Origin of the sequence: Streptomyces sp. CMB-StM0423 (genome assembly GCF_002847285.1) — a bacterium.
In the GTDB taxonomy this organism is placed as follows: domain Bacteria; phylum Actinomycetota; class Actinomycetes; order Streptomycetales; family Streptomycetaceae; genus Streptomyces.
Genome location: NZ_CP025407.1, coordinates 5,872,824 through 5,896,393 on the forward strand (window position 1 = coordinate 5,872,824; position 23,570 = coordinate 5,896,393).

Genomic DNA, 23,570 nt, shown 5'->3' on the forward strand with positions numbered 1-23,570 from the left:
GCGCCGTCGCCGTATGCGCGGACCGCACGGAAACCGCGAGCCAGGACCGCACGGGAGCCGCGTGCGCAGACCGTACGGAATCCGCCCAGCAAGCTGCGGCACGCGGGCCCCTTGCTGCACACTGAGCCCCACCGCCAGGCCAGAAGGAGCCACGCACAGCACGAACAAGCAGCAGCAGGAGGCGCGCCATGCACGCGAGGGCCACCAGCCGGGTCACCGCCACCGACCCCGACGGCCACGAACACACCGTCCACGTCACCGGCGCCGGCGCCCGGCGCACACTCCGCTGCGAAAGCTGCGACTGGACCAGAGCCGCCCAGTTCCTGCCCTGGCTCAAAGCAGAAGAACACCTCGCGGAAGCACACGAAGCCGCCGCCGGAACCGGATCCAACGACGGTGCGCCGCCCGCGTCAGGGACGTAGCGGCCACCTCAGGGGCGCAGCACCCGCGTCAGGGACGTAGACCCCGCACCACCACATCCACCACCAGCGCGAACTCCGCCGCCACCCCCGGCTCCTCCCAGTCCGGCGCAAACGCCGGATCATGGAACCGGCGCGTCGCATCGAACACCGCCCGCGCCACCCCCTCCACCGAACGCCGCGCCGCCTGCGCCACCGCCGTCCCCTCCGCATCCCCCGCCGCCACGGCCGGCGGCACCGACAACACCCCCTGACGCACCCCGTCCTCCAGGATCAGCGTCAACTGCCCCGTCAGCTCCGCGATATGCCGCGCCACCACACCCGCCACCGTCGCCGCGCCCGCCGCCCCCGCCGCCGCGCCGGCAGCCGGGCCCGTACGGGCCGCGGAGCCGCTGTCGCCGATCAGCGCCATGTACGTCGCGAACATCTCCGGATCGGCATGCGCCTTGTCCCGCTTCGCGTCGAACAACTCCGCCAGCCACCGCCGCAACCGCACATCCGCGGGACCCTCCGCCGCCGCGACCTTCTCCAGCGCCGCCGACGTCCGGTCCAGCCACCGCGCCGCCACCGCCGCGTGCAGCGCCGCCTTGCTCGGAAAATGCCGGTACACCGAGCCGTGGCTCACCCCCAGCACCCGCGCCACGTCCACCACCGTGGCCTTCGCCGGACCATAGCGGCGCAGCACGTCCTCCGTGGCTTCGAGGATGTGCTCGGGGGTCAGGGTCTCGGGCGGCATCGGCGCTCTCCGGCTCTCGGGCTCTCCCGACTGGCGTCGGCTCTGCTACCAGCTTCGCAGCCGCCGCCGACAACGACACACCCGCCGCCGGACCCCGGCCCTCCCGGCGGCGGCACGGGCTCGGGGCGGGGGTGGCACGGGCTCGGGCCGGGGGCGGGGGACCGGGGGACCGGCGGCGGCACCCGGCTGCGCGTCGGCCGTATCGCCGTGGGCTACGCGCCGGCCGTACCGCTCGTCCGCTCGCTGTCCAGCATCGCCATCTGCTCCGGCGCGTACCGCTCCCCGGCCGCCGCGCCCGCCGGCACCGCCTCCTCGATCGCGGCCAGATCCGCCGCGTCCAGCACCACGTCCAGGGCGCCGAGGGACTCCGCGAGCCGGTCGCGGCGCCGTGCACCGACGAGCGGCACGATGTCCTCGCCGCGGCCGAGCACCCAGGCGATGGCGATCTGCGCGACCGTCACCCCCTTGTCGTCCGCGACCCGCCGCAGCGCGTCGACGAGCGCCAGGTTCCGGTCGATGTTCTCGGCGGCGAACCGCGGGGAGTGCGCCCGGAAGTCCTGCGCGCCCATCCCCTGCACGCTCTCGCGGGTCATGTGCCCGCTGATCAGGCCGCGGGAGAGCACGCCGTACGCGGTGACGGAGACGCCCAGCTCGCGGCAGACGGGCAGGATCTCGTCCTCGATGCCGCGGGAGATCAGCGAGTACTCGATCTGGAGATCGGCGACCGGCGCGGTGGCCGCGGCCCGGCGCACGGTCTCCGCGCCGACCTCGGAGAGCCCGATATGCCGCACGTAGCCGGCGTCGATCAGCTCCTGCACCGCGCCGACGGTCTCCTCGACGGGCACGTCGGGATCGAGACGGGCGAGCCGGTAGACGTCGATGTGGTCGGTGCCGAGGCGCTGCAGCGAGTACGCGGCGAAGTTCTTCACGGCGGCGGGCCGGCCGTCGTAGCCGAGGAAGCCGCCGGCGGGGTCGCGCAGGGCGCCGAACTTGACGCTGACGACGGCCTGGTCGCGGCTGCCGGGGCGGGCGGCGAGGGCGTCGCGGATGAGCAGCTCGTTGTGGCCCATGCCGTAGAAGTCGCCGGTGTCGAGGAGGGTCACGCCGGCGTCGAGGGCGGCGTGGATGGTGGCGATGGACTCCTTGCGGTCAACGGGCCCGTAGAGGGCGGACATGCCCATGCAGCCGAGGCCGAGGGCGGAGACGCGGGGGCCGGTGGTGCCGAGGGGGCGAGTCGGGATCGAAGTCATGGCGACAAGTATGGAATGACAGATAACAGATGTCAAAATCTGTCAGCGCTACATTCTCACGTGATCCGGAACACCGCCGTCCCCGCCGCCGTTGACCCCACAGTCCGAGACCGAGGAGTAGCCCATGCGTCGAGTTCGCCCCGCGTCGTTCGGCGCCGAGCCGGCTGGTGCCCGGCTGGCGCGGATTCTCAACTCGCCGAACTACGACCCGGAGGCCGGCGCCTTCCGCAACCCCGTCCCCGCAGGCATCGGCCCGCAGCCCGGCGCCGGTTCCCGCGGTGAGATGTTCCGCGCCCTGCTCCGCCGCGACGGCCGCAAGCCCGCGGGCCCCATCCCCGTGCAGCGCCCCGACCTGTCCGCCCCGCCCGCCGACGGGCTGCGCCTGACCTGGCTCGGCCACGCCACCGTCCTCGCCGAGATCGACGGCCGCCGCGTCCTCTTCGACCCGGTCTTCGGCGAGCGCTGTTCGCCCTTCTCCTTCGCCGGCCCGCGCCGCTTCCACCGCGTACCGCTGCCGACCGGCGAACTCGGCCCGCTCGACGCGGTCGTCATCTCCCACGACCACTACGACCACCTCGACATGTCGACCGTCCGCGAACTCCGCAAGGCGGTCGCCCCCGACGTGCTCTTCGCCGTCCCCCTGGGCGTCGGCGCGCACCTGGAGCGCTGGGGAGTGCCGCAGGACCGCATCGCCGAACTGGACTGGAACGAGTCCACCGAGGCCGCGGGCCTGACCCTCACCGCGACGCCCGCCCGCCACTTCTGCGGCCGCGGCATCCGCAACAAGCAGCGCACGCTGTGGGCGTCCTGGTCCGTCCGCGGCCCGGAGCACCGGGTGTTCCACAGCGGCGACACCGGCTACTTCCCCGGCTTCGCCGGCATCGGCGCGGAACACGGCCCGTTCGACGCGGCGATGGTGCAGATCGGCGCGTACAGCGAGTACTGGCCGGACATCCACATGACCCCGGAGGAGGGCGTACGGGCCCATCTCGACCTGCGCGGCGGGGTGCTGCTGCCGATCCACTGGGGCACGTTCAACCTCGCCCCGCACCGCTGGGAGGAGCCCGCGGAGCGCACCGCCGCCGCGGCGGCGGCAGCGGACGTCCGCGCGGCGATCCCCCGCCCGGGCGAGCCCTTCGAGCCGTCGGCGCAGACGCTGCCGACGACCCCGTGGTGGCAGGAGATCGCCGCCCCCGAGCGCAGCCCCCAGCCGGGGGGCGGCCGCCAGGCCCCGGCGAAGCCGAGCCCCGCGACGGAGCAGTAGGGGGAGCGGGCGCGGGGCGGCGGGGTGCCGGACCCGTGGGGCTAGGGCACGGTTGCGGGCGGGGGTTGGCGGGTTGCGGGGTGGGACGGCAGTGGCATCTCTTGGCCCTCTTCGTGTGCCTCGGCGAAGGCTTTCCGGCCCAGGGCGGCCGTGGCGCGGGTCGTGATGCGGTCCACGTCGCCCCGTTCCGCCGTCGGCAGCGGGGCGCCCGCCGCCGTGCGGAGGGCGGCGGCGGTGCCGAGGAGGCGGGCGGCGGGCACGTGGTTGCCGGTGAGCGTCTCGACGCCCGCCAGGCCCTCCAGCGCCAGCGCGGCGGCCCGCGGGTCCTCCGAGGCGAGCGCCGCGGCCAGCCCCTCGCGCTGGAGGGCACGCGCCTCCTCGACGTCGCCGCGCTGCTCGGCGATGAAGCCCAACTCCGCCGCGATCAGCGCCACCCCGCGCGGAGCCGCGGAGCAGTCGAGTCCCCGCCACCACGTCAGCCACGGGCGCAGATGCGCCTCGGCCGCCTCGGGCCGTCCGGCCCTGCGCGCGACCATGCCGAGGCCGATCTCCGCGAACTCCTCGCCGACCGGGTCGAAGTGCGCGACGGCCAGCGCCATGGCCCGCTCGTGCAGCCGCCGCGACTCGGCCAGGTCGCCGGTGAGCATCGTGATCCGCCCGAGCCCGGTGAGGCGGTACGACTGCTGGGCCCACAGGCCGAGTTCCTCCGCCCGGCGGGCGTCGTCGCGGTGCAGGCGCGCGGCGCGCGCGTAGTCGCCGGTGATCTCGGCGTGCTCGGCCATGGCCTCGCCTGCTTCGAGGCGGCCCCAGTCCTCGCCCAGTTCGTCGAAGATACGGGCGGCGGTCGCGGAGTTCTGTGCGAGCGCGGCCAGTTCGCCGCGGAAGAGCGCCACGGTCGCCATGACGACGAGCGCGGCGGCTTCGCCCCAGCGGTCCCCGCGGGTACGGAAGTCGCCCAGCGCCCGGTCGGCGAACACCGCGGCGCGGGGGATGCTGCCGAAGTTGGCCTCGGCGAAGGCGAGGAACCACACCGCCCGGGTGTCGGCGTCCCGGGGGGCGGTGTGGTCGCCGGTACTGGCCGGCTGCTGACCGGGGCCGCCGCTGTCGTGGGTTTCCCTGGGTACGTACTCCCCGCTGCCGCGGGTCCCGCCGCTGCGCGGGGGGCGGGCAGTGGCGTCGAGCAGGGTGAAACCGGCGTGCCAGGTGGCACCGGTGGCGAGCCGAGCGGCGCCGGGCACGTCCCCGCCACCCGGGGCGTCCGCCCCGCCGCCCGCCTCCGCGGTCCTCGCCGCTTCCAGCGCGCGCGTCAGCGCTCTTGTGCCTTCGCGGTGGCGGCCGCGCAGGAACCAGTACCACGCCAGCGCGTTCGCCAGGCGCAGCGCCAGGGCGGCGGCGCCCGTCGTGGTGGCGGTGTCCAGGGCGCGGCGCAGGTTGGCCGCCTCGGCGTCGAGGACGGTGAGCCAGCGTGTCTGGGTGCGGGTGTAGAGGTGGGGGGCGGCGCGCTCGGCGAGGCCGGTGTAGTGGGTGGCGTGGTGGCGTAGCGCGCGGGGGTGTTCGCCTGCGGCGGTCAGTTCCTCCAGGGCGTAGGCGGCGACCGATTCCAGCAGCCCGTAGCGGGGGCCTTCGGGCCCGGGGGCGGTGACGACGAGGGAGCGGTCGACGAGGCGGGCGAGGAGGTCGGCGACGTCGGCGGGGGCGATGTCCGTTCCGGCGCAGACGGCTTCGGCGGCGGGCAGGGTGGTGCCGGCGGCGAAGACGGAGAGCCGGCGCAGGACGGCCTGTTCCGCGGGGGTGAGGAGTTCCCAGCTCCAGGCGATCGTCGCGCGGAGTGTGCGCTGCCGTTCGGGCGCGTCCCTGCGGGTGCCCGCGGCGGCGAGGACGCGGAACCTGTCGTCGAGGCGTTCGGCGAGGCGGTGGACGCCGAGGGCGCGGACGCGGGTGGCGGCGAGTTCGAGCGCGAGGGGGATGCCGTCGAGGCGGCGGCAGATGGCGGCGACGGCGGCGGTGTTGCCGGGGTCGAGCTGGAAGCCGGGGGCCGCGGCGGCGGCGCGGGCGAGGAAGAGCCGTACGGCGCTGGACTCGTGCAGGCACTCGGCGGCGGGGGCGGTGGCGCTCGGGGCGGTGGCGCTCGGGGTGGGGGTGCCGGCGGCGGTGGTGTGGGCGGGCGGGGTGCCGGGGCGGGGGAGGTCGAGGGGCGGTACGGCGTAGAGGGTTTCGCCGGCGATGGCCAACTGCTCCTGGCTGGTGGCGAGGATGCGCAGGCCGGGTGCTGCGCGCAGGAGGCGGGCGGCGAGCGGGGCGACGGCCTCGACGAGGTGCTCGCAGTTGTCGAGGACGAGGAGGAGGCGTTTGGCGCGTACGGCGTCGGCGAGGACGTCGTGGGTGGGGCGGCCCTCGGTGTCGTGGACGCCGAGGGCCTGCGCGATGACGTCGGCGGGGTCGTCGTAGCAGCGGCGGCCGGCGAGTTCGGCGAGCCATACGCCGTCGGGGAAGTCGCCGGGGAGGCCGGCGGGGGTGTCGGTGAGGGCCTGGGCGGCGGCTTCGAGGGCGAGCCGGGTCTTGCCGACGCCGCCGGGGCCGGCGAGGGTCACGAGGCGTTCGGTGTGGAGGAGTTTGCGTACGTCGGTCAGCTCGCGGTCGCGGCCGATGAGTTCGGTGACGGGCGCGGGGAGGTTGGAGGGCGGCGGGTCGGGGGCGGGTGTGCCGGGGGTTGTGCTCGCCGTACCCGGTGCGGCAGCGGCTGCGCCCGCTTTATCCGGGCCGCCCCCGGTACGCGCGCTCGCTGGCTCCGCGCTCCCTGCCAGCAGCGCGGCGTCCTGCGCCAGGATCGCGCGTTGCAGTGCCGCCACCTCGGGCCCCGGCTCCAGGCCCAGTTCGCGGGCCAGGTGCCGGCGCAGGTCGCCGTAGGCGGCGAGGGCTTCGCTCTGCCGGCCCGCCCGGTACAGCGCGGTCATGTGTGCGGCGCGCAGCCGTTCCCGTAGTGGATGGCGGTCCACGAGGTCGGCGAGTTCGGCGGCGAGGGGGCCGTGCTCGCCGAGGGCGAGCCGGGCGTGGGCCAGCTCCTCGGCGGCGGTGAGCCGGGTCTCCTCCAGCCGCGCGACTTCGGCGCGGGCGAAGTCCTGGTCGGCGACGTCCTCGTAGGCGCCGCCGCGCCACAGCGCGAGGGCTTCGCGGAGTCCCGCCGCCCGTTTCTCCGGGTCTTCGGTCGTACGGGCGCGGGCGAGGAGGGCCGCGAAGCGGCCGGCGTCGACGGATTCGGGGGGCGCGGCGAGGCGGTAGCCGCCGTGTTCGCGTACGACCAGGTCGCGGGCGCCGGGCTCGGCGGCGGCGAGGGCGCGGCGCAACTGCCAGACGCGGGTCTGGAGCGTCGCGGCCGGGTTCGCGGGGAGGCTGCCGGGCGGCCACAGGTCCTCGATGAGGCGGCCGGCGGAGACGGTACGGCCCTCGTGCAGCAGCAGGTCGGCGAGGAGCGCGCGGACCTTGCGCTCGGCGACCTTGACCGGTTCGCCGGCGTCCGTCCACACCGCCAGCGGACCGAGGATCCCGTATCGCATGCGTCAACGGTACGCAGCCGGTCTGACATCCCGCGCCGCCGTGTCCGGGCCGTCACCCGGTGTGCGCCGCGGGCCGCTCCCGGGCGCGGGGGCGCCGGCCGGGAGCGGATCTGGAGTGGACCGAGAGAGGCGGGTCGCACAGTCGGGTCTGTAGCAGCGGGGGACGTGTCCGAACGGCTCGGACCTGCGGCTTCGTATCGCATCGCCCGCCGCGCCAAACCGCATCGGCCGCGCCCCCGGACGAGCCACCCGACCGCCTCGAAGGGATTCCCGTGAACACCGACCTCACCACCGGCACCGACGCCCCCGGCGCCCCCGATCCAGGCGGCGCGGGCGGCACGGGCGCCGCCGGCCCCGGCGAGGGCGCCGGGCTGCGCGCGTGGGCCGGGCTCGCGGTGCTGGCCCTGCCCACCCTCCTCCTCGCCCTCGACGTCTCCGTGCTGCACCTGGCGGTGCCGCATCTGGCGGCCGATCTGCAGCCCGGCAACACGCAGATGCTGTGGATCATCGACATCTACGGCTTCATGATCGCCGGTTTCCTGGTGACCATGGGCACCCTCGGCGACCGCGTCGGCCGCCGCCGGCTGCTGCTGATCGGCGCCGCCGCCTTCGGCGCCGCGTCCGTCGCCGCCGCGTACGCGCCGACCCCGGAGGCGCTGATCGCCGCCCGGCTGCTGCTGGGCGTGGCCGGTGCCACGCTGATGCCGTCGACGCTCTCGCTGATCAGCAATCTCTTCCCCGACCCGCGGCAGCGGGGGCTGGCGTTCGCGATCTGGGCGGCGATGTTCTCCCTGGGCGTCGCGCTGGGGCCGGTGCTGGGCGGCGCGATGCTGGAGTACTTCTGGTGGGGTTCTGCCTTCCTGCTGGGCATCCCGGTGATGGTGCTGCTGCTGGTGGCGGGGCCGCTGCTGCTGCCGGAGTCGCGGGATCCGGACGCGGGCCGGGTGGACGCGGCGAGCGTGGTGCTGTCGCTGGTGACGATGCTGCCGGTGACGTACGCGATCAAGGAGCTGGCGCACGGGCTCGCGGTGCTGCCGCTGCTGGCCGCCGCCGTGGGGGTGGCGGCGGGGACGCTGTTCGTGCGCAGGCAGCGGCGGTTGGCGAACCCGCTGCTGGACCTGGGGCTGTTCGCCGACCGGTCGTTCCGGAGCGCGCTGCTGATCATCCTGGTGGGGACGGTCGCGGTCAGCGGCACGTACCTGTTCGTGACGCAGTACCTGCAGATGGTGGAGGGCCAGTCGGCGCTGCGCGCGGGGCTGTGGCTGCTGCCGCCCGCGGGGGTGCTGATCGCCGCTTCGGTGACGGCGCCGGTGTTCGCGCGGCGGTTCGGTCCAGGTCCCGTGATGGGCGCGGGGCTGGCGGCGTCGGCGGTGGGGTACCTGCTGCTGACCAGGGTCGAGCCGGGCGACGCGGGGGCGATCGCGCTGATCGTCGTGGCGTACGCGCTGGTGAACTCCGGTATCGGTCCTGTGCTGGCGCTGGGTACGGAGATGGTGGTGGGTTCCGCGCCGCCGGAGAAGGCGGGGGCGGCGTCGGCGATCAGCGAGACGAGTTCGGAGCTGGGGGTGGCGCTGGGCGTCGCGGTGCTGGGGAGCGTGGGCACGGCGGTGTACCGGTCGGATGTCGGCGGCGGGCTGCCGGAGGGCACGCCGGAGGCGGCGGCGGAGACGGCGCGGGACACCCTGGCGGGCGCGGTGGCGGTGGCGGAGGAGTTGCCGGGGCAGCGGGGCACGGAGTTGCTGGGTGCGGCGCGGGAGGCGTTCGCGGGCGGTCTCGCGGCGGTGGGCGTGATCAGCGCGCTGCTGGCGCTGTCGGTGGCGGTGCTGGCGATCACGGCGCTACGGGGCGCGGGGGGCGCCGGGGGCGGGGACGGGTCCGGTTCCGGCGCGGAAGACGGGGACGGAGCCGAGGACTTGGCCGGTGCCGGTGCCGGTGCCGGTGCCGAGGTCGGGTCCGGTGCTGGGGACGCGGCCGGAGTCGGGGCCGGTGCCGGAGACGGGGGCGCGGGGAAGTGAGCCGGGGGCGTACGGGGGCGTACCCCGCCCCCGTACCGCCGCGGGCTCCGCGCCCCGCCTGATGCATGCGACTCCGTTGTCACCCGGGCCCGTTAGGCTGCCTTCCGAAGCTTGGACACAGTGCGCGCATCGGACACGGTGCGCGCACCGAACGGCAGAGGGCGGCTGTGGGGGAGAGCGAAGCGGGTGACGGCCGGCGGCTCGCCGGGCGGTATCGCGTGGTGGGGCAGCTCGGCCGGGGCGGCATGGGCACGGTGTGGCGTGCCGTGGACGAGGTCCTGGGCCGCGAGGTCGCGGTGAAGGAACTGCGGGCGTTCGGCGAGGGAGCAGCGCATGACGCGGGCGAGCTGCGGTTAAGGATGCAGCGGGAGGCGCGGGCCGCGGCCCGTGTCGACCACCCGGGCGTGATCGCCGTGCACGACGTCACGGAGCACGAGGGCCGGCCGCTGATCGTCATGGAACTGGTCGAAGGACCGTCGCTGGACGACGTCATCCGTGAACGGGGGGTGCTCGACCCCGCGGAGGCCGCCGGTATCGGCGCGAAGGTCGTCGACGCGCTGGCCGCCGCCCACCGGGCCGGCGTCCTGCACCGCGACGTCAAGCCGGCGAACATCCTGCTGGCCCGCAGCGGCCGCGTCGTCCTCACCGACTTCGGCATCGCCGCGATGGACGACCCGGGCGACGACGGCTCGACGCGGCTGACGGCCCCCGGCGAGATGGTCGGCTCCATCGACTACCTGTCGCCGGAGCGGGCCCGCGGCGACCTGCCGGGACCGCCGTCGGACGTCTGGTCCCTGGGCGCGACGCTGTACGCGGCGGTGGAGGGCATGTCCCCGTTCCGCCGCTCCTCCACGTGGTCGACGATCAGCGCGATCGTCGTGGACCCGCTGCCGGAGCCGCAGCGCGCGGGCGCGCTGACCGGTGCGCTGCGGGAGCTGATGGAAAAGGACCCGGACCGCCGCGCGGACGCGCTGCGCGCGGGGCGGCTGCTGGCGGCGGTGGCGGCGGGGGAGCCGCTGCCGGACCCGGCGGAGACGATGCGCCTGGGCGGCCCGATCACCGCGAGCGGCGGCGGTACGGGCGCCGGTGCCGCTGCGAGTGCGGGGGCGGGCGGGTTCGGGCCCGCGCCGGAGTCGCATACCCCGTCGATGCCGCCGGAGGCCCTGAACGCGGCGGCGGGCTTCGCGGGGGCCGCCCCGTACGGCCAGGGTGGGCAGCCGCAGGGCCAGTTCACCCCGTACGGGCAGATCCCTCCCGGCTCGGCGGAGACCTCCCCCGGGCACCGACCGTCGCGGCGCCGCCGCCCCTTGGTGCTGGCCGGCGCGGCAGTCGCGGTGGCGGCTGTGGCGGCGGCTGCGTTCACGGTGCCGGGATGGGTGGGCTCCGACGACGGCGACGACGCGAATGCCGCGGGGCCGGACCGGAGTTCGAGCGCCCCGGCCGAGGACGGCAAGCAGCGGGGCGACATGAAGCCGTCCGAGGAGAAGGAGGACGGCAAGGAGTCCGCCTCCCCGTCCCCGAGCCCCTCCGTCGCAGGCACTTCGCACTCAACCGAAACCCCCGGCGAGACCACCGACCCCACCCCCAAGCCCTCGCGCCCCGACGCGACCTCGGCGAAGCCGACGAGCGGACCGACGACCTCGGCCCCGCCCGCGGACCCGTGGGACTCCTGCACGTACTACTCGGGCACCGCCCTCACGCAGAACGGCGACTCCGGCGAACGCGTGGTGCAGCTCCAGTGCATCCTCCACGCCCGCGGCTACGACCTCGGCTCGGATGGCGTCGACGGGGTGTTCGGCCCGAAGACGGAGGCGGCGGTGAAGAAGTTCCAGGGCGACGAGGGCCTGTCGGTCGACGGCCAGGTGGGCCCCGACACGTGGGGTGCGCTGCGGGGTTGAGTGCGGGCTAGAACTCGTCGTTCTTCACGGCGGCGAGGAATGCGGTCCAACCTGCCGTGCTGAAGACGAGTTGGGGACCGTCGGGGTCCTTGCTGTCACGGACGGGGACGAGATCGGGGATACCCTCCCCGATCTCGACGCAGTCGCCGCCTTCGCCGTTGCTGTACGACGACTTGCTCCAGGTGATCATCGTCTCCCGTAGTCCTCCGCCACCGAAGCCAGCATCTCCAGGGACGCGGTCGGTGACAGAGCAGCGGCCCTGACGAGATCGTAGGACGCCCGGTAGCGGGCGACCAGGGCCGGGTCATCTAGCAGGTACCCGCTGTGAGCACCTTCCAGGTACACCACGGGCGGCCCCTCGGCGAACGTCATGATCTTCGCTGCACCGTTGAGGAGGCCGTCCGCAGCCCCGGCGAACGGCAGCACCTGCACCAGGATCCGGTCCGCCCGGGCGAGGTCCACGATGTGGCGGAGTTGTGCGGCCATGACCTCGGGTCCGCCCATCGGCACGCGGAGCACCGCCTCGTGGATGATCGCCCAGAGTTCGGGGCCTTCCGGCGCTCGCAGTAACCGCTGGCGCTCCAGGCGAGCCTGGACGTGGCCTTCGACTACTTCTTCGGCGGCGAAGGGTGCAGTAGCCCGGCTGAGCGCACGCGCGTAGCCCGCCGTCTGCAGAAGGCCAGGCACGAGCATCGGTGCGTGCTCGTACAGCCTCGCCGCTTCCTTCTCCAACTCCGCCGCGTCCGCGAAGTAGTCCGGGTGCTTGGACCGCCGCGCTAACCGGCACAGCCGTTGCAGGTGTTCTCCTGTCCCGAAGATGTCGTCGAGCATCTTCGAGATCTCCTCCTGCGGCAGGCGCACGATGTTCTCGAAGTGCGCGATGTACGCCGCCGAGCAGAACACCTGCTCACCGAGCCGTTCTTGCGAAAGTCCCGCCGAATCCCGCAGTCGTCGCAACTCCGATGCGTAGAAAGCGCGTGGAGAGTCGTAGGGATCGAGTCGTCGCGTGTGAGTCATGTGACTGAAGGTAGTGGCTCATGTGCCGTACGAAGTCGATACATGCGCGGTTGTACGACCGCCGGTACCCTGCCGCCAGCGACGTAAGACCTCAGGGGGACGAACATGGGCGATCTGTGCGTGGACTACGAACGCCTTCAGGTGATCGAGCGTGATCTCGGCATCGTGAAGCGGGAGTTCGAGAGCTGCGAGGATCATCAGGAGCAACTGCGTGGAATATGGGGATCCGGCACCGTTGCGGATGCGATGGAGGATTTCACCACCAACTGGGACCGGCACCGCAAAGAGGTGCTGCAGTCCGTGAAATCCGTCGGCGAGATGGCGAGCAGCGTCCATCAGTCGTTCTTGAAGACGGACAAGAAGCTTGAGCAGGAATGCAAGGGTGAGTGACGGTCATGGCCCGCCCCACCGACTGGCAGCCGCTCGCCGACTCCGATCCCGTACCGGGGAACGTCGAGGACATCAGGGATGAGGCTGCCCGGCTGAAGAAGATCGGCGAGACGATCGAGTCTCAGGTCGGCAAGCTGCGTGACATCGGCAAGGACGGCGCCCTGAAGGGCAAGTACGCCGACAAGCTGCGCAGTGCCGCCACCGATCTGGCCGGAAAGATGGAGAAGACCTCCGGGCGGTACAAGGAGGTTGCCGGGCATCTGTCCTCGTGGGCGGGTGATCTGAACGAGGCGCAGAAAGCGGCCGAGCGGGCGCTGACGAAGGCGCAGAGTGCCGCCGGGTCGATGGCGCAGAACAAGCCGCCGGACCAGGCATCCGCGCCGGACGCGCCGAAGCCCACCGATGACGAGAAGGAAGCGGAGAAGCGGCGGGAGAAGGCGTACGGGGCGGCCGAGGGGGAGTTGGACGAGGCGCGCCGGATGCTCGGGCGGGCGACGTCCGCGCGGGACAGTGACGCCGACACCGCCGCCGGGCGGATCAAGAAGTCCATCGATGACGATGTCAAGGACAGTTGGTGGGACAACGTCAAGGACTTCGTCGACAAGTACGCGGACATCATCAAAATCGTCATCGACGTGATCAGTTGGATCGCTACGGCGGTGGCGATCATCTCGCTGTTCATCCCGGGTCTGAACGTGGTGGCGTTCCTGCTGATCGCGGGGTTGCTGGTGGTCGGGGGCAGAGCCCTGCTCGCGGCCACGGGCAACGCGAGCTGGATGGACGTGCTGGTCGACTCCATCGGGCTGCTGACCATGGGGCTGGGCCGCGCCGGTATGGCCGCTCTGAAGGGCACCAACGCGCTGGCGAAGACGGCGGCGACCGGGGCCCGTTCGCAGCAGGTCGCGCAGAATCTCGCCAGGTCGTCCTCGCAACGGCAGGCGCTGGGCCGGGTGCTCAGCAGCCGTACGGCGAGTCCCGCGGCGAAGCGCGCCGCCCGCGCGCAGATCGACGCGCTGAAGGCGCAGGCGCGGCGGCAGGCGACGAGCGTGCCGCAGAACCTGCCCTCTGTGGGGCGCCTGGGCAAGATCCTCAACATGGGCGACAGCGAGGGCCTGTCCATGATGCGCAACATCGGGCGGATCTCGGACCGCTTCCCCGGCCTGGTCAGCGGCGGTACGGCGGCGAAGGCGGGGGCCGCTTACTCGGCCTCTCTGGGCGCTGCCTGGGGAGGTACGATCGTCGACCTCGGCGACAAGGCGTTCGGCAGCAGCGACATGCTGCCCTTCAAGCCGTTCAACGACTCGTACAACGACTGGAAGGGCGACACCTGGAAGGCGCCGATCGGCTCGACGTGGTGAGGCAGCCGGTGCCGTAACGCCCGGAGGCCGGGCACCCGACGTGAAGAGGAGCCATGGTCTTCCTGCCCCGCCGCACCACCCCTTCCGCGCGGGGGCGCGCCGACGGGCCGCTGCTGGTGGCCGCGCGCGCCGCGGTGCTGGTGCCACTGGGGGCGGGGGCGGTGCTCGTCGCGCTGGCGGCCCTCTTCGACGGGACCGCCGACGCGATGGCCCGGGTCGAGCGGGGGCTGCTGTGCGCGGCCGTTGCGGTGCTGGTGTGGTCGGTGGTCACGGCGGCGCTACGGAACGTGGGCGACGGCGAGCTGGAGGTCACCGCCGTCTTCGGGTCGGTGGTGCTGATGATCGCCGCGTACTTCACGGGGCCGGTGGCGCTGGTCGCGGTGCCGGGGGTGGCGCTGGTGACGGGGGTGGTGTCCGCGGTGCGTACGGACCGGGCGGAGCGGCGGCGCCGGCGGGAGCGGCGGGAGCGGGACGCGCGGGTGCGGGCGCACCATGCGGAGAAGAAGCGGCGTAAGAGGGAGAGCGGGGGAGCAGGCGGTGGCTGAGCAGGCGGGACGGATCGACTACGTCAAACGGCCGGGGCGTACGGTCCGGCCGGAGCCTAAGCAACGGGCCGAAGGGCCGGCGGGTAGGCAACGGGCGGAGGGCGCCGAGCGTACGCAACAGCCGGAACGGCCCGACCGTACGGACCGGCCCGAGCGCGCCGCGCGCATGGACCGTACAGACAAGTCCGTAGCGGACCGGGACGAGGGGGTCGCCGTCGGATACACCCTCGTGCTGCCGCCAAACTGGTCCCGCATCCCCCTGCGCGACGGCACGGACGAGGCGATCATGCGGATCGTCGACGAGGCCGTCGCCGACCTCCCTGACGACATGCCGCGCGACCAGATACCCCAGGTGCGCCTGGAACTGGTGCGGCGGCTGCGCAAGGCCGCCGCCGACGCCCGCAAGAGCGGCGGTCTCGACCTCTACCTCCCCGTGCAGCAGATGCACGGCGTGACGGTCGCCGCCTCGTTCGTCGTCTCCGAGATCACCCTGGCCACGGGCGCGGAACCCTCGCTGATCCTCGCCCGGCTGCTCGCCGACGCGGAGAAGTCGCAGCCCACGGCCGTCGACGGGTCCGTCGGCTACCGCAACGAGCGGGTCGCGCGCGGCTCCGGCGACGAGGGCGGCGAGTACGCTTCGCGGCGCGTCGACTACGTGCTGGCGGTCCCCGAGGACGACACCCGGTGGGTGACGGTGGGGTTCAGTACGCTCGCGGACGGCGACCCGAAGGGGCAGTTCGCGGACGTGCTGGTCGAGCTGTTCGACGCCCTGATGACCACCTTCCGCTGGACGAGGAGCAGCCGGTGAGCTGGATCGAGGTCGACTACGACGACGCCAAGTGGCTGTGGGTGCCGCAGCAGTGGGAGGGCATGCCGTGGCCCGGGCCCGCGGAGTGGGCGGAGGCGTTCGCCGAGGCGTGGTGGACGCTCGCGGACGTCGAGCCGGGCGACGAGGAGGAGGTGGCGCGGCTGCGGGACGCGCTGCTGGAGTTCGCGACGCGCGCGGGCACGATCTTTCCCGGCCAGGACCTGTACCTGTACCTGCCGGACCCGCGGCAGGCGCCGGTGCCGCTGGCGGTGTGGGGGCTGGCGACGTCGGGGGACCGCAACGACCGGCTGCGGGAGCTGGTGCGGTCGATGGACGCCGAGGCGGTGGAGGCGCCGATCGTGGAGCTGTTCCGCCACCCGCACCTGGGCAACGGGCTGCGGGCCATGCGCTACTTCACCGACAAGGCCGACGGCACGCTCGGCTGCTCCCTGAACTACGCGTTCCGCTCCGAGCCGCACGGCGTGGACGTCCTGGTCCGCGCCCTCAGCTCCGACGTGGGACGGCTCGCGGCGGCGGCGCAGGACATGGACGAGCTGGCGCTGGCGGTACGGGTCCGGCGGGACGAGGACCGCTGACGGGGACCCCTGACGGGCCGCTGGTCAAGGGCCGGGGGCCAGTCGTACGCGGCCCCGCCCGCGGTGAGGGACAATAGAGGGTCCGTCGCCGTCCCCGTACGCATCGAGGTAGTCCGCCCATGTCCGAGCTGCAGATCGGCCCGCACACCGTCTCCCCGCCCGTGGTGCTCGCGCCCATGGCGGGGATCACGAACGCGCCGTTCCGCACGCTGTGCCGGGAGTTCTCCGGCGGCCGGGGCCTGTTCGTCAGCGAGATGATCACGACGCGGGCGCTGGTGGAGCGGGACGCGAAGACGATGCGGCTCGTCCACTTCGACGGCACGGAGAAGCCGCGGTCGATCCAGCTCTACGGAGTGGACCCGGTGTACACCGGGCGCGCGGCCCGCATGATCGCCGACGAGGACCTCGCCGACCACATCGACCTCAACTTCGGCTGCCCCGTACCGAAGGTGACCCGCAAGGGCGGCGGCTCTGCGCTCCCGTACAAGCGGAACCTGCTGCGGGCGATCCTCCGCGAGGCGGTGGCCGGCGCGGGGGACCTGCCGGTGACGATGAAGATGCGCAAGGGCATCGACGACGACCACCTGACGTACCTGGACGCGGGCCGGATCGCCGTCGAAGAGGGCGTGACGGCGATCGCGCTGCACGGCCGCACTGCCGCGCAGCACTACGGCGGCACCGCGGACTGGGACGCGATCGCCCGGCTGAAGGAGCACGTGCCGGAGATCCCGGTGCTGGGCAACGGGGACATCTGGTCGGCGGCCGACGCGCTGCGGATGGTGCGCGAGACGGGGTGCGACGGGGTGGTGGTCGGGCGCGGCTGCCTGGGGCGGCCGTGGCTCTTCGGCGACCTGGTGGCGGCGTTCGACGGGTCGTCCGCCGCGTACGCGCGGCCGACGCTGAAGGAGGTCGCGGGGGTGATGCTGCGGCACGCGGAGTTGCTGGGGCAGTGGCTCGGCGACGAGCGGCGGGGCGTGATCGACTTCCGCAAGCACGTGCCGTGGTACACGAAGGGCTTCTCGGTCGGCAAGGAACTGCGCCACCGGATGGCGATGGCGGGCACGCTGGCGGAGCTGGACGACCTGCTGGGCACCCTGGACCTGGACCAGCCGTGGCCGGACAGCGCGGAGGGCCCGCGGGGGCGCACGGCGGGGCGGAACAAGGTGGTGCTGCCGGAGGGCTGGCTGGCGGACCCGTACGAGTGCGCGCAGGTCGACGCGGCGGCGGAACTGGACACGTCGGGCGGCTGAGGCGGGGGGTCGTTCCCCGACACCGCCCCGTCCCGAAACCGGGAGCGGGGCCCCCGGACCCCCGTCTCCTTCGCTATGCCCCGGCGCTCCCGGCCCGCCCTCTGGAGGGCTTCGGTCAGGGCTTTGGCGACCGGGGGGCCGGGCGGCGCCGGAGGGTATCGGCGGTGCGGGGCAGGGTGCGGAGGAGGCGGACGCAGGCGGTGCGGCGTACGGGAGGCGCCGGTGCCTGCACGGCGGCCTCGGCCAGGTTCATGCTGTCCTCCAGGCACGCGTCGTGCAGCGGGCGCCACAGCACCGGCCAGGTGAGGCGGGCCGGGCCGCGTACCTTCATGGCCAGGGTGTGCCGCAGCAGGGTGCGGTGTTCGTCGTAGGCCAGGACCGCGTACTCGTGGAAGCCGTCGAAGCCGCGCGGCGCGCGGAAGGTGAAGCGGACCCAGGTGCCGGGGACGTAGGCCGTGACGGTGTAGCGGATGGGGCCGTGGCCGCCGGTCGCGCCGACCGCCAGGGGGCCGTCGAAGCGCATGGGGGGCCAGCCGGCACGCGGCCAGAGCGCGTCGCCGTCGCCGGCGAGGGTGTCGAGCAGCGCCCCCACCTCACTCCGCTCCGCCCTCAGCAGGCGCTGGTGCACGTTGTACACGCCCATGTGGGCCGCCCCTCTCGTTTTAGAGGAAAGTCTCTAATATTTTCTGGAGAGTACTCTCTACTTCGTGGCCAGGCAACCTCGCTTCACCACCGACCAGTTCCTCGACGCCGCCGTACGCAAGGCCGCGGCGGCCGGTCCCGCGGCGGTGACCATGTCCGCCGTCGCCTCCGAGGTGGGCGCACCCAGCGGCTCGATCTACCACCGCTTCGCCGGCCGCACCGACCTGCTCGCCGAGACCTGGCTGCGGACGGTGGAGGTCTTCCAGGAGGGCTACCTCGCCGTGCTCGCGGACGCCGACCGCGATGCCGCGCAGGCGGCGCGGGCCGCGGCCCGGCACGTGGTCGCCTGGAGCCGCGCCGAGCCCGCGCGGGCCACCGTGCTGCTCCACGGCGCGGACGCCTTCGACCGCGCCCGCTGGTCCGCCCCGCAGGTCACGCGCGCCGACGCCGGTAACCGGCGCGTGCACGCGGCACTCGCCGATCTGGCCGCCGCCCTCGGGCTCCGTGGCCCCGAAGCCGCCGACCGGATCACCCTCGCCCTGATCGACCTCCCCCTCGCGCTCGTACGCCGCCACCTGCGCTCCGGGTCGGCCCTGCCCGCGCATGCCGAGGACCTTGCCGGGCAGGGCGCTGCCGCGCTCCTGAACTGCTAGGGCCTGACCGCAGTCTCCCGTCTGCGGCTGGGGGTACCGCCCACGTGCGCGCAGCGCGCTGTGGGGAGCCCGCCCTGTGGGCGGACGGCGCTGTGCGCCGGACAGGGCCTAGCCTCGGAGTGGTGGATACGACCCATCGGCCCGCCGCGCGGGTCATCTGCCTCGACGCCGCCCAGCGCATACTGCTGCTGCGCTGGCGCGACCCCTTCGACGGTGCCCTGATCTGGGAGCCGCCCGGTGGCGGCATCGAGCCGGACGAGACGCCGCTCGCCGCCGCGCGGCGCGAACTCGCCGAGGAGACCGGGCTCGACCCCGCCGCCGTGGCGGACCGGGGGGTGCCCGTCGCGCGCGACTTCCACTGGAAGGGCACCCACTTCGTGGGCACCGAGCACTTCTTCCTCGCCCGCTACCCCGACGACCGCCCCCCGCTGCACCGCACCGGCCTGCTCCCCGACGAGCAGGTCACCCTCGCCGGCCACGCCTGGATCGCCTGGCCCGACGTCCCCGCCCTCCCGGACCCGCTCGAACCCCCGCACCTGCAGGCGGTCCTCGCCGACCTCGCCCCCGGCGGCCCCTGGGGTTAGCGCACCACGCGGTGGTGGAGGTAGACGACGCCGCTGCCGAAGGTGCGGGTCTCCACCAGTTCGAGGTCCACCTGGCGCTCGATACGGGCGAAGAACGGGGTGCCGCCGCCGAGCAGCACCGGGTTCACCCTGATCCGGTACTCGTCGATCAGCCCCAGCTCCGCCGCCTGGGCGGCGAGCGTCGCCCCGCCGATCGCGATGTCCCCGTCACCCGGCTCCTCCCGCAGCCGCGCGATCTCCTCGGCCAGCCCCCCGGACGCCAGCCGCGCGTTGCCCTCGACCGCCGTCAGCGTGTGGGAGAACACCACCTTGGGCAGCGGGTTCCACAACGTGGTCCACTCCCGCTCGTCCTCGCCGAGGGAGGGGTCCTGCGCGGCGGTCTCCCAGTACAGCATCGTCTCGTAGAGCCGCCGGCCCATCAGATGAACACCGACGTCCTTGATCTCCTCGATGGAGAAGCGGAAGACCTCCTGGCTGGGCGCCCCCCAGTCGATGCCGCCGTCGGGCCCGGTGACAAAGCCGTCGAGCGAAACGGCCATCGAGTACGTCACGCTGCGCATCGCACATCCTCCTCGGTAAGGGGTTCGACAGTAAGACCGGCGAGCCCCCCAGAACTCATCGCGACGCGCCCAGACGGCCGCGGCACGGCTCGGAGCCTCTTGACGGGATACGGGTGCGGTGTCCGGGGACCGGTCCCGACCGGGGTCTGACAGCGTGGCCCGGATTCCGGAGCCCGACCGGGTCATCCCTTCAACGACAGTGAGGCCCTGTGAGACGGATACATCGTGCGCTTCTGGTGGGGCTGTTAGCCCTCGGAGTCTCGGCCGCGTACCACCCCGTCGCGTCGGCCGAGGCGGGTCCCCGGTTAACGGTCGCGGGGGTCCTGGCCAGTGCCGACGACGGGAACGTGGCGGCCAACACCCTCGACAACGATCTGAGCACCCGCTGGTCCGCCGAGGGCGAGGGGGTGTGGATCCGCTACGACCTCGGCTCGGCGCAGACGATCGGCTCGGCGTCGATCGCCTGGCACCAGGGCAACACCAGGAAGAACACCTTCGACGTCGAGGTGTCCGACGACGGATCGTCGTGGAGACCGGTCCTGACCCGGGAAACCAGCAGCGGGACCACGCTCCAGCCGCAGGACTACGACTTCGCCGACACCTCCGCCCGGTATCTGCGCATCGTCGGCCACGGCAACACCTCCAACGACTGGACCAGCATCACCGAGACAGCGGTCTACGGGGCCGACGGCGGCGGCGGCGATACCTGTGACTACCCGGCCGACGTGCTGGACCTGACGAACTGGTACATCGGGCTGCCGGTCGGCGAGGAGGAGTCGCCGACCAACGTCGAACAGCCGGAACTCGCCACGTACGCGAACGACCCGTGGTTCACCGCGACCCCGGACTGCGACGCCGTTCAGTTCCGCGCCGCCGTCAACGGGGTCACCACCAGCGGCTCCAGCTATCCCCGCTCGGAGCTGCGCGAGATGACGGGGCAGAACAAGGCGAGCTGGTCGTCGACCTCCGGCACGCACACGATGGTGATCGACCAGGCCATCACGGATCTTCCCGCGGACAAGCCGCATGTCGTCGCCGGGCAGATCCACGACGCCGACGACGACGTCTCGGTCTTCCGCCTGGAAGGCACCAAGCTCTACGTCACCTCTCCCGATGACAGCAACTACAAGCTGGTGACGGACGACTACGCGCTGGGCGACAGGTTCCAGGCGAAGTTCGTGGTCGGCGACGGCGAGATCAAGGCGTACTACAACGGCGTGCTGCAGACCACGATCGCGGCCGACTTCGAAGGCGGCTACTTCAAGGCGGGCGCGTACACCCAGGCCAACTGCGAACGCTCGTCGCCGTGCAGCGACGACAACTACGGCCAGGTGGAGATCTACGACCTGAGCGTCACCCACGACGACGGTCAGGAAACCGAGGACCCGACAGAGGCGGCCGAGCGGTACGGCTGGGGCGAACCGCTGCCGATCTCGGACGAGTTCGACTACACCGGACCGGTCGACCCGGAGAAGTGGGACGTACCGTCGGGCAACGTCGGAGGCACGGAGCAGTGCTGGGAAGGGCACGCCGGGAACGGCCGCCGGTGCGGGAAGAACAGCACCGTCGCGGACGGAATCATGACCATGCGCGGTGAGGCGAACGGCGACACGGGATGGATCAGGCAGAACCGTGACACCCAGTACGCCCGCTGGGAGATCCGCTCCCGCTCGCGGAACACCGGCTCCTCCGGCGGGCTCTACCATCCCCTGCACCTGATCTGGCCCACCGCCGGTGACCGGCTCAAGAACGGGGAGTACGACTGGGTCGAGTACTCGAACCCCGACGCGCAGTGCCTCTCGGCGTTCCTGCACTACCCGGAGAGCCCGTCGGACGAGAAGGAATACCGCGAGCTCTGCCCCGTGGACATGACGGAGTGGCACAACTTCGCGTTCGAGTGGACGCCGGACGCGCTGGTCGGCTACGTCGACGGTGCCGAATGGTTCCGGCTGGCGGACGGCGCGAACTCCGACCGCGGGGACATCCAGAAGATGCCGCTGGGCAACCTCGTCATCCAGCTCGACAACTTCACCGGCGACAGCGGTCTGCGCCCGGCGGTGTACGAGGTCGACTGGGTCAGGACGTATCCGGTCGCGCCGGATGGGGGCTCTCCGGGCTCCCCGGGTGCTCCGGTGACCGTCACGGGAGTCTCGGCGAACGCCGATGACGGCAACGTGCCCGCCAACACCCTCGACAACGACCTGAGTACCCGCTGGTCCGCCCAGGGCGACGGGGTGTGGATCCGCTACGACCTCGGCTCGGCGAAGACCGTCGGCTCGGCGTCGATCGCCTGGCACCAGGGCAACACCAGAAAGAACACCTTCGACGTCGAGGTGTCCGACGACGGGTCTTCGTGGAGAAAGGTCCTGACCCGGGAAACCAGCAGCGGCACCACACTCCAGCCGCAGAACTACGACTTCGCCGACACCACCGCGCGGTATCTGCGCATCGTCGGCCACGGCAACACCTCCAACGACTGGACGAGCATCACCGAGACGACCGTCCACGGGGCCGACGGCGGCGACGGCGGAGATCCCGGCGATCCCGGCCCCGGCCGTACCGTCGAGGTCGCCGACTCGGACCAGTTACAGGACGCGTTCGCGGACGCGCGCGCCGGAGACCGCGTCGTGCTCGCGGACGGTGAATACACGATCGGCAAGATGAGCGGGAAGAACGGGACCGCAGACCAGCCCATCACCGTCGTCGCGGAGAACCGCGGCCGGGCGGTGGTCACGGACGGGCAGTTGGAGGTGGCCAACTCCTCGTACGTCACCTTCGAGGGTCTGAAGTGGACGAACAGTGACACGCTGAAGATCACAGGATCGAACAACGTGCGCCTGACCCGCAACCACTTCCGGCTCACCGAGGAATCCTCGCTGAAGTGGGTGATCATCCAGGGTGCGAACAGCCACCACAACCGGATCGATCACAACCTCTTCGAGGAGAAGCACCAACTGGGAAACTTCATCACCATCGACGGATCCGCAACCCAGCAGTCGCAGCACGATCTCATCGACAACAACCACTTCCGCAACATGGGCCCGCGTGCGGAGAACGAGATGGAAGCCATCCGCGTCGGCTGGAGCGAGATATCCCGGTCGAGCGGATTCACCGTCGTCGAGTCGAACCTCTTCGAGAACTGCGACGGTGATCCGGAGATCGTCTCCGTGAAGAGCAACGACAACATCGTCCGCCACAACACGTTCCGCACCTCGCAGGGCGTGCTGTCACAAAGGCACGGGAACCGCGGCGCCTTCTACGGCAACTTCTTCCTCGGCGAGGGAAAGGCGGGAACCGGTGGAATCCGGATCTACGGCCAGGACCACCAGGTCTACAACAACTATTTCGAGGGTCTGACCGGCACCGGCTTCGACGCCGCGCTGCAGATCGACGGCGGCGACGCCGACACCTCGGGCGCACTGAACGCGCACTGGCGCGTCTACCGGGCGACCGTCGTGAACAACACTTTCGTGAACAACGTGTCGAACATCGAGGTCGGCGCCAACTACAGGCTCGCGCCGGTCGACTCGGTCGTCGCCGACAACGTGGTCACAGGAGGCAGCGGCAAGCTGTTCAACGAACTCAAGGCACCGGTGGACATGACCTACGCCGGCAACATCGCGTGGCCGACCGGATCGGCGACCATCGGCGTCACCGTGCCCTCCGGCGCCGTCAGGGCGGTCGATCCGCTGCTGGCCCCCGACGGGCCGGTCCACCGGATCGGCGCGGGAAGCCCGGCCATCGACGCCGGTACCGACGACCACGCGTTCGTGACCGACGACATGGACGGTCAGGCCCGCACCGGCGCCGTCGACGTCGGAGCCGACGAGCGGGCGTCGTCCGCCGTCACGCGAGCACCCCTCACCGCGGCCGACGTCGGCCCCGGCTCCGCGTAGGACGTGCCACACGACCGGTGGCGGCTCAGCCGCCACCGGTCGTGCCGTCGTGCCGGACACTCCGCTCCGGCACGGGCGCCCTCCCCTCCGTACTCCAAGGAGACGCACGTGAACGATCTGAACGCCCCCCTACGT

At 72.7% G+C, this 23,570-nt stretch carries 20 protein-coding genes; 13 read left to right on the plus strand and 7 right to left on the minus strand.

Features of this window, described 5'->3' with window-relative positions; genetic code table 11:
* The first annotated feature begins 188 nt into the window (after positions 1 to 188).
* On the plus strand, positions 189 to 422 hold the full coding sequence (locus CXR04_RS25505) for a hypothetical protein (protein ID WP_101424599.1): 234 nt from the start codon (positions 189 to 191) through the stop codon (positions 420 to 422).
* Positions 423 to 450: 28 nt separating this feature from the next.
* Here CXR04_RS25505 and CXR04_RS25510 read toward each other — a convergent pair whose 3' ends face one another.
* Both CXR04_RS25510 and CXR04_RS25515 read right to left on the minus strand, forming a co-directional pair.
* Positions 451 to 1,155 carry a TetR/AcrR family transcriptional regulator gene (locus tag CXR04_RS25510; protein WP_101424600.1) on the minus strand — a complete coding sequence of 235 codons (705 nt, stop codon included), beginning with the start codon at positions 1,153 to 1,155 and terminating at the stop codon, positions 451 to 453.
* A gap of 212 nt (positions 1,156 to 1,367) precedes the next feature.
* On the minus strand, positions 1,368 to 2,405 hold the full coding sequence (locus CXR04_RS25515; protein ID WP_101424601.1) for an aldo/keto reductase: 1,038 nt from the start codon (positions 2,403 to 2,405) through the stop codon (positions 1,368 to 1,370).
* Positions 2,406 to 2,529: 124 nt separating this feature from the next.
* Here CXR04_RS25515 and CXR04_RS25520 point away from each other — a divergent pair, with 124 nt between their 5' ends.
* Positions 2,530 to 3,669 (plus strand): MBL fold metallo-hydrolase, encoded by a 1,140-nt coding sequence (locus CXR04_RS25520; RefSeq protein WP_234380481.1) that lies wholly within the window; start codon positions 2,530 to 2,532, stop codon positions 3,667 to 3,669.
* 41 nt (positions 3,670 to 3,710) lie between these two features.
* On the opposite strand, the gene CXR04_RS25525 is transcribed toward CXR04_RS25520, so the two are convergent.
* A complete protein-coding gene (locus CXR04_RS25525) occupies positions 3,711 to 7,223 on the minus strand; it encodes a BTAD domain-containing putative transcriptional regulator (RefSeq protein WP_234380482.1) in 3,513 nt (1,170 codons plus the stop codon).
* 371 nt (positions 7,224 to 7,594) lie between these two features.
* On the opposite strand from CXR04_RS25525, the gene CXR04_RS25530 reads away from it, so the two are divergent.
* The gene (locus CXR04_RS25530) at positions 7,595 to 9,238 is read left to right on the plus strand and encodes an MFS transporter (protein WP_442802471.1); all 1,644 of its coding nucleotides are present in this window, start codon (positions 7,595 to 7,597) and stop codon (positions 9,236 to 9,238) included.
* Positions 9,239 to 9,405: 167 nt separating this feature from the next.
* A complete protein-coding gene (locus CXR04_RS25535; protein WP_267898207.1) occupies positions 9,406 to 11,136 on the plus strand; it encodes a serine/threonine-protein kinase in 1,731 nt (576 codons plus the stop codon).
* Positions 11,137 to 11,143: 7 nt separating this feature from the next.
* Here CXR04_RS25535 and CXR04_RS25540 read toward each other — a convergent pair whose 3' ends face one another.
* The gene (locus CXR04_RS25540) at positions 11,144 to 11,326 is read right to left on the minus strand and encodes a DUF397 domain-containing protein (RefSeq protein ID WP_101424602.1); all 183 of its coding nucleotides are present in this window, start codon (positions 11,324 to 11,326) and stop codon (positions 11,144 to 11,146) included.
* Positions 11,323 to 12,153 carry a helix-turn-helix domain-containing protein gene (locus CXR04_RS25545; protein WP_101424603.1) on the minus strand — a complete coding sequence of 277 codons (831 nt, stop codon included), beginning with the start codon at positions 12,151 to 12,153 and terminating at the stop codon, positions 11,323 to 11,325. Before CXR04_RS25545 ends, CXR04_RS25540 begins: the two co-directional genes overlap by 4 nt.
* Positions 12,154 to 12,273: 120 nt before the next feature.
* Between CXR04_RS25545 and CXR04_RS25550 the strand changes: the two genes are divergently transcribed.
* The 6 genes from CXR04_RS25550 (at position 12,274) to dusB (ending at position 17,100) form a co-directional block, all read left to right on the plus strand.
* On the plus strand, positions 12,274 to 12,543 hold the full coding sequence (locus CXR04_RS25550) for a hypothetical protein (protein WP_234380485.1): 270 nt from the start codon (positions 12,274 to 12,276) through the stop codon (positions 12,541 to 12,543).
* A gap of 5 nt (positions 12,544 to 12,548) precedes the next feature.
* Positions 12,549 to 13,901 (plus strand): putative T7SS-secreted protein, encoded by a 1,353-nt coding sequence (locus CXR04_RS25555; RefSeq protein WP_234380486.1) that lies wholly within the window; start codon positions 12,549 to 12,551, stop codon positions 13,899 to 13,901.
* 53 nt (positions 13,902 to 13,954) lie between these two features.
* Positions 13,955 to 14,446 (plus strand): hypothetical protein, encoded by a 492-nt coding sequence (locus CXR04_RS25560; RefSeq protein ID WP_101424605.1) that lies wholly within the window; start codon positions 13,955 to 13,957, stop codon positions 14,444 to 14,446.
* A gap of 166 nt (positions 14,447 to 14,612) precedes the next feature.
* The gene (locus CXR04_RS25565) at positions 14,613 to 15,254 is read left to right on the plus strand and encodes a hypothetical protein (protein ID WP_234380487.1); all 642 of its coding nucleotides are present in this window, start codon (positions 14,613 to 14,615) and stop codon (positions 15,252 to 15,254) included.
* Positions 15,251 to 15,850 carry a hypothetical protein gene (locus CXR04_RS25570; protein WP_101424607.1) on the plus strand — a complete coding sequence of 200 codons (600 nt, stop codon included), beginning with the start codon at positions 15,251 to 15,253 and terminating at the stop codon, positions 15,848 to 15,850. Before CXR04_RS25565 ends, CXR04_RS25570 begins: the two co-directional genes overlap by 4 nt.
* Before the next feature lie 119 nt (positions 15,851 to 15,969).
* Entirely contained in the window at positions 15,970 to 17,100 is a 1,131-nt protein-coding gene (gene dusB / locus CXR04_RS25575; protein WP_101424608.1) for a tRNA dihydrouridine synthase DusB, read from the plus strand.
* Between the two features lie 115 nt (positions 17,101 to 17,215).
* Here dusB and CXR04_RS25580 read toward each other — a convergent pair whose 3' ends face one another.
* Positions 17,216 to 17,743: a hypothetical protein gene (locus CXR04_RS25580; RefSeq protein ID WP_101424609.1), complete on the minus strand. Its 528-nt coding sequence runs from the start codon at positions 17,741 to 17,743 to the stop codon at positions 17,216 to 17,218.
* A 64-nt stretch (positions 17,744 to 17,807) separates the two neighbouring features.
* Between CXR04_RS25580 and CXR04_RS25585 the strand changes: the two genes are divergently transcribed.
* Positions 17,808 to 18,395 (plus strand): TetR/AcrR family transcriptional regulator, encoded by a 588-nt coding sequence (locus CXR04_RS25585; RefSeq protein WP_101424610.1) that lies wholly within the window; start codon positions 17,808 to 17,810, stop codon positions 18,393 to 18,395.
* A gap of 122 nt (positions 18,396 to 18,517) precedes the next feature.
* The gene (locus tag CXR04_RS25590; protein WP_234380488.1) at positions 18,518 to 18,979 is read left to right on the plus strand and encodes an NUDIX hydrolase; all 462 of its coding nucleotides are present in this window, start codon (positions 18,518 to 18,520) and stop codon (positions 18,977 to 18,979) included.
* Here CXR04_RS25590 and CXR04_RS25595 read toward each other — a convergent pair.
* The gene (locus CXR04_RS25595) at positions 18,976 to 19,539 is read right to left on the minus strand and encodes a dihydrofolate reductase family protein (RefSeq protein ID WP_101424612.1); all 564 of its coding nucleotides are present in this window, start codon (positions 19,537 to 19,539) and stop codon (positions 18,976 to 18,978) included. The genes CXR04_RS25590 and CXR04_RS25595 overlap by 4 nt on opposite strands.
* 236 nt (positions 19,540 to 19,775) lie before the next feature.
* On the opposite strand from CXR04_RS25595, the gene CXR04_RS25600 reads away from it, so the two are divergent.
* Positions 19,776 to 23,435, plus strand: coding sequence for a chondroitinase-B domain-containing protein (locus CXR04_RS25600; protein WP_234380489.1), 3,660 nt, complete (start codon positions 19,776 to 19,778; stop codon positions 23,433 to 23,435).
* Positions 23,436 to 23,570: the final 135 nt, after the last annotated feature.

Excerpts from the sequence above, each read along its gene's own strand:
- CXR04_RS25510 (WP_101424600.1), bottom strand. The coding sequence starts at position 1,155 with ATGCCGCCCGAGACCCTGACCCCCGAGCACATCCTCGAAGCCACGGAG.
- CXR04_RS25565 (WP_234380487.1), top strand. The coding sequence starts at position 14,613 with ATGGACCGTACAGACAAGTCCGTAGCGGACCGGGACGAGGGGGTCGCC.
- CXR04_RS25580 (WP_101424609.1), bottom strand. The coding sequence starts at position 17,743 with ATGGGCGTGTACAACGTGCACCAGCGCCTGCTGAGGGCGGAGCGGAGT.
- CXR04_RS25560 (WP_101424605.1), top strand. The coding sequence starts at position 13,955 with ATGGTCTTCCTGCCCCGCCGCACCACCCCTTCCGCGCGGGGGCGCGCC.
- CXR04_RS25555 (WP_234380486.1), top strand. The coding sequence starts at position 12,549 with ATGGCCCGCCCCACCGACTGGCAGCCGCTCGCCGACTCCGATCCCGTA.
- CXR04_RS25595 (WP_101424612.1), bottom strand. The coding sequence starts at position 19,539 with ATGCGCAGCGTGACGTACTCGATGGCCGTTTCGCTCGACGGCTTTGTC.
- CXR04_RS25505 (WP_101424599.1), top strand. The coding sequence starts at position 189 with ATGCACGCGAGGGCCACCAGCCGGGTCACCGCCACCGACCCCGACGGC.
- CXR04_RS25525 (WP_234380482.1), bottom strand. The coding sequence starts at position 7,223 with ATGCGATACGGGATCCTCGGTCCGCTGGCGGTGTGGACGGACGCCGGC.
- CXR04_RS25545 (WP_101424603.1), bottom strand. The coding sequence starts at position 12,153 with ATGACTCACACGCGACGACTCGATCCCTACGACTCTCCACGCGCTTTC.
- CXR04_RS25515 (WP_101424601.1), bottom strand. The coding sequence starts at position 2,405 with ATGACTTCGATCCCGACTCGCCCCCTCGGCACCACCGGCCCCCGCGTC.
- CXR04_RS25540 (WP_101424602.1), bottom strand. The coding sequence starts at position 11,326 with ATGATCACCTGGAGCAAGTCGTCGTACAGCAACGGCGAAGGCGGCGAC.
- CXR04_RS25520 (WP_234380481.1), top strand. The coding sequence starts at position 2,530 with ATGCGTCGAGTTCGCCCCGCGTCGTTCGGCGCCGAGCCGGCTGGTGCC.
- dusB (WP_101424608.1), top strand. The coding sequence starts at position 15,970 with ATGTCCGAGCTGCAGATCGGCCCGCACACCGTCTCCCCGCCCGTGGTG.